The organism is Syntrophorhabdus sp. (assembly GCA_012719415.1).
GTDB lineage: Bacteria > Desulfobacterota > Syntrophorhabdia > Syntrophorhabdales > Syntrophorhabdaceae > Delta-02.
The window spans coordinates 1-3,765 of sequence record JAAYAK010000081.1 but is presented as its reverse complement, the minus strand read 5'-3'; the positions used below and the strand labels follow the sequence as shown (position 1 = coordinate 3,765).

The window sequence follows — 3,765 nt, the reverse complement described above, 5'->3', positions numbered from 1 at the left end:
TCCTCCTCGGCGAAGGCGGCATCGGCGGAACACGCATTTCCGCCAACGAAATGGCCGAACTGGCCGGAACCATCCCCTACGAAATACTCTGCAAGATATCGAGAAGGATCAAACGGGTATACATCTAGCGGACAAAAGGTCATCGGTTATGGGTTATAGGTCATAGGAGAGAGGATGAAGCCTTTCCTATCACCCATCACCCATCACCCGTCTTTATTCGTTGTTATCCGGGTATCTCTGCATGATGTTGCGGATGACGTCGAGGATGGAGAAGAAGACGTCGAGCATCTCGGGGTCGAAGTGCTTGCCCCGCTCGCCGTCCATCGTTTCGAGGACGCGCTCTTCCTCCCAGGGTTCCTTGTAGGACCTTCCCGAACTCAAGGCGTCGAAGACGTCAGCGATGGCGACGATGCGGCCGAAGAGGGGGATCTCCTCCTCTTTCTTGCCGATCGCCCGGCCGCTCAAGTCCTCGAAACCCCGCAGCGGCTCGCCCGTCTTGAAGTCGATGTAACCGGGGTAGCCCTTGCCGTCCCACCGTTCGTGGTGGTTGAGGGCGACAAGGAAGGAGGCCCTGTCGAAATCGGATCGCTGGTGGGCGAAGAGCTGTGCCCCGAGGTAGGTGTGCTGTTTCATCACCTCGTACTCGTAACTGTCGAGGCGGGCCGGTTTCTTGAGGATGAGGTCCGTTATGGCCACCTTGCCCACGTCGTGGAGCATGGCGGACATCTTGAGGATGTCCTTGTTCTGCTCCACCTCCGCCTTGCTGATGCCTTTTTTCGCCGCCCATGCCTCGTAGAGCTCGACGGAATAGGACGAAACGCGGTTGACATGGGCGCCCGTTTCCATGGGGTCCCTGAGCTCCGCCATTTTGATCATGCGCAGGATGATGTCGCGTGTCATCGTGGCCCGTTCGACGGCGATGGCGGCATTGTTGGCAAAGTGGACGACGAAGGGCTCGTCGTCGGATTGAAAGGGGACGATCTGCCCGTCGCGGGCTGTGGCGTTTATTAGCTGGAGTACCCCGACCACCTCGTCGGCGTGCGTCTTCAGTGGGAAGGAAAGCACGGACTGCGTCTTGTATCCGGAGAGCTTGTCGTAGGAAGGGTCGAATGAAAAGGGTACGTTCCCGTCGAGATGGTAGACGTTCTCGAGGTTCAAGACCACTCCCGTGTTGGCGACGTAGCCCGCTATGGACTGGTTATTGACGGGTATGGTGAAGGTTGAGTAGATGAGCTTTTTTCCGGCGGGAAGCTGTTTCTGCAGCGTGTCATTCTGGGTGTAGCGGAAGAGGAGAGTATCGCCATCCTTTATGTAGATGGACCCCGCGTCGGCGTTCGTCAGGTAACGGGCCTTCGTGAGGATGCGTTCCAGGAGGATATCGATATCCCTTGTCTGGATCACTTCAAGGCCGACATTGAGGACTTCCTGGAATTTCTTCCGCTCGTCTATCATGTCATGTGTGCAGGGTCTCGCGAATGCGTGCCGGCAGACGGCGTCTAGCCATAGTTGCCGAGCACGTACTCGAAGCGCGCCTTGAAGTCTTCCGGCGACATGTTGGCGGTCCGGGCGAGGTGAGCCAGATGGGAGCCCTCGAAGTCCTCCCTCTCAAGGCGTATCATGTATTTCCTGGCGACTTCATACGTCTCCGTCGCCATATCCACCGTCCTGATCTTGACCTTCCCCGTCTTGTAGTCGATGATCTCGACGAAAGGAAGGGGTCTCAGATTGCCTTCGTAGGCGACTATCATGGAGCCGGTGCCGCCTTTCAGCAGATACCTGACTGCACCATAGCCGAGATTGCGTGTATATTCCACGTCGAAAGGTATCGGGTTGGCGGCGCGGAGCTCGTAGCCGATGTTCTTGTCCACGATCCCGACCTCGAGACCCATTTCGGAGAGGGTCTTGTTGACGAAATCCCTGAGGACTCTTCCCAGTTGTATCTCCGAAAGCTTCAACTCACCTTTCTCGTTACGCTCCACTTCCTCATGTTTGCTGAGTTCTTCGAGGTCGAATTTTTCCGATATCCCTTCAGCAAGGATGGCGACACCGTAATCCCTGTCCATGCTCTTTCGTTTCACGATGGAACCCGTGAGAATGTCGGCGACCTTCTTGAAGGAGAGCTTTTCCTCGGGGAATTCTTCGGGTATGAGGGATAGAGTCGCGCCGGCTGCTTTGCCCATGCCCAGCGCCAGGTGCCCCGCGTGCCTTCCCATCGCCGTGATGAAATACCAACGGCCCATGGTGCGGGCATCCTCGATGATGTTGTTGACGATGTAGACACCGACGTGGCGGGCGGTCTGGAAACCGAACGTGGAGAACCCGCCGGGCAAGGGTATGTCGTTATCGATCGTCTTCGGGGTGTGCACGACACTTACCGAGCCGCGTGCCTCACGCTCGATCCAGTTCGCCATGTAGAGGGTCCCATCGCCCCCGATGGTGATGAGGTATTTGATGCCAGCCCCTTTCAGGGTCGACATGAGGGTCTTGAACTTCGCCTTGGCGTTTTCCGGTTTGTCCCGGGACGTCCTGAGGATGGACCCCCCGGAGGCGTGGATCCGGGAGACGTCGTCGATGGTCAGGGGCATGAATATGTCTTTCTGTCCCTCGAAAAGGGCCTTGAAACCGCCCTTGATACCGACGACCTTCTTCCCCGAATTAATGGCCTCGATGGTCGCGGCGCTGATCACGCCGTTGATGCCCGGCGCGGGCCCGCCGCCGACAATAATTCCAATGGTCTCTGCGTTCATGGTCTACATTGTGCATCTTTCCATCTTTCTTTGCAAGGGTTTTTGTACTATCCTGTTCCCGGTATCGGGGCCGCGATGAAGATCGGTTTCCATGTTTCCATAGCGAAGGGATTCGACGACGCGCTGAAGGGGGCGAAGGTGCTCGGGTGCGAGGTGGCGCAGATCTTTGTGAAGAATCCCCGGTCCTGGGAACGAAGGGAAATGTCCGACGCCGACCTCGCGGCCTTCGGCCGCCTGTCGGCGGAGATACCCGTTTTTGCCCACCTGTCCTACCTTCCCAACCTCGCGAAGATCGACGGGGACGAGCGGAACCTTAGAGGGCTTCTCCATGAGGCCGCCCTGTGCGAGAAACTCGGGATCGGGTCTCTCGTCGTTCACCCCGGGTCCCGTCCCGACAGGCTTTGGGGCGCGAAAATGACCGCCGAGGCGATAGATCGCGTTCATGACAGACATGATGTAACGGTTCTCATCGAGAACACCGCCGGGCAGGGGAACGTTATAGGAAGGGACATCGAGGAGCTGGCTCGCATCTACGAGAGCGTTTCCAACAAGGGGAAGACCCTGTTCTGCGTCGATACGGCACACCTCTTCGAATCGGGATGCGACGTGAGGAAGAAAGGTACCTGGAAGGGGTTCCTCGATGAGTTCGAAAGGACGCTGGGACTCGACAGGATCGGTCTCTTCCACCTTAACGATTCAAAGGCGGGGGCCGGTTCCCATGCCGACCGTCACTGGCATATCGGCCAGGGTGAGATCGGCCTCACATTCTTCCGGACGCTCGTGCGGGACAAAAGATTTGCCCATCTGGCGGGCGTCATGGAGACGCCGAAGATGGGCAATATGGACGAAGTCAATATGGAGGTTATGCGCTCGCTACTTCCTCCGCTGGTGCCGCGTTCTTCTTCTTAATTTTTTATATTTGTGCTTCCTGATCTTCTTCTTCCTCCACTTCATCACACTGCCCATTGCTCCACCTCTTTTGGTATATGAAAGTCAAAAACTGTTTGTCCAGAGTTCG

At 57.1% G+C, this 3,765-nt stretch carries 5 protein-coding genes; 2 read left to right on the top strand and 3 right to left on the bottom strand.

What is annotated here, in order from left to right; translation table 11 throughout:
• A partial coding sequence (locus GXX82_05320; protein NLT22447.1) for an alanine racemase occupies positions 1–128 on the top strand: 128 nt, incomplete at its 5' end.
• A gap of 85 nt (positions 129–213) precedes the next feature.
• Here the strand turns inward: GXX82_05320 and GXX82_05315 are convergent.
• Both GXX82_05315 and GXX82_05310 read right to left on the bottom strand, forming a co-directional pair.
• Entirely contained in the window at positions 214–1,452 is a 1,239-nt protein-coding gene (locus GXX82_05315; GenBank protein NLT22446.1) for a GAF domain-containing protein, read from the bottom strand.
• Between the two features lie 44 nt (positions 1,453–1,496).
• The gene (locus tag GXX82_05310; protein ID NLT22445.1) at positions 1,497–2,747 is read right to left on the bottom strand and encodes a 6-phosphofructokinase; all 1,251 of its coding nucleotides are present in this window, start codon (positions 2,745–2,747) and stop codon (positions 1,497–1,499) included.
• Between the two features lie 42 nt (positions 2,748–2,789).
• Here GXX82_05310 and GXX82_05305 point away from each other — a divergent pair, with 42 nt between their 5' ends.
• On the top strand, positions 2,790–3,656 hold the full coding sequence (locus GXX82_05305; protein NLT22444.1) for a deoxyribonuclease IV: 867 nt from the start codon (positions 2,790–2,792) through the stop codon (positions 3,654–3,656).
• On the opposite strand, the gene GXX82_05300 is transcribed toward GXX82_05305, so the two are convergent.
• Positions 3,621–3,713, bottom strand: coding sequence for an AURKAIP1/COX24 domain-containing protein (locus GXX82_05300; GenBank protein ID NLT22443.1), 93 nt, complete (start codon positions 3,711–3,713; stop codon positions 3,621–3,623). The genes GXX82_05305 and GXX82_05300 overlap by 36 nt on opposite strands.
• Between the last annotated feature and the right edge of the window lie 52 nt (positions 3,714–3,765).

Excerpts from the sequence above, each read along its gene's own strand:
- GXX82_05300 (NLT22443.1), bottom strand. The coding sequence starts at position 3,713 with ATGGGCAGTGTGATGAAGTGGAGGAAGAAGAAGATCAGGAAGCACAAA.
- GXX82_05310 (NLT22445.1), bottom strand. The coding sequence starts at position 2,747 with ATGAACGCAGAGACCATTGGAATTATTGTCGGCGGCGGGCCCGCGCCG.
- GXX82_05315 (NLT22446.1), bottom strand. The coding sequence starts at position 1,452 with ATGATAGACGAGCGGAAGAAATTCCAGGAAGTCCTCAATGTCGGCCTT.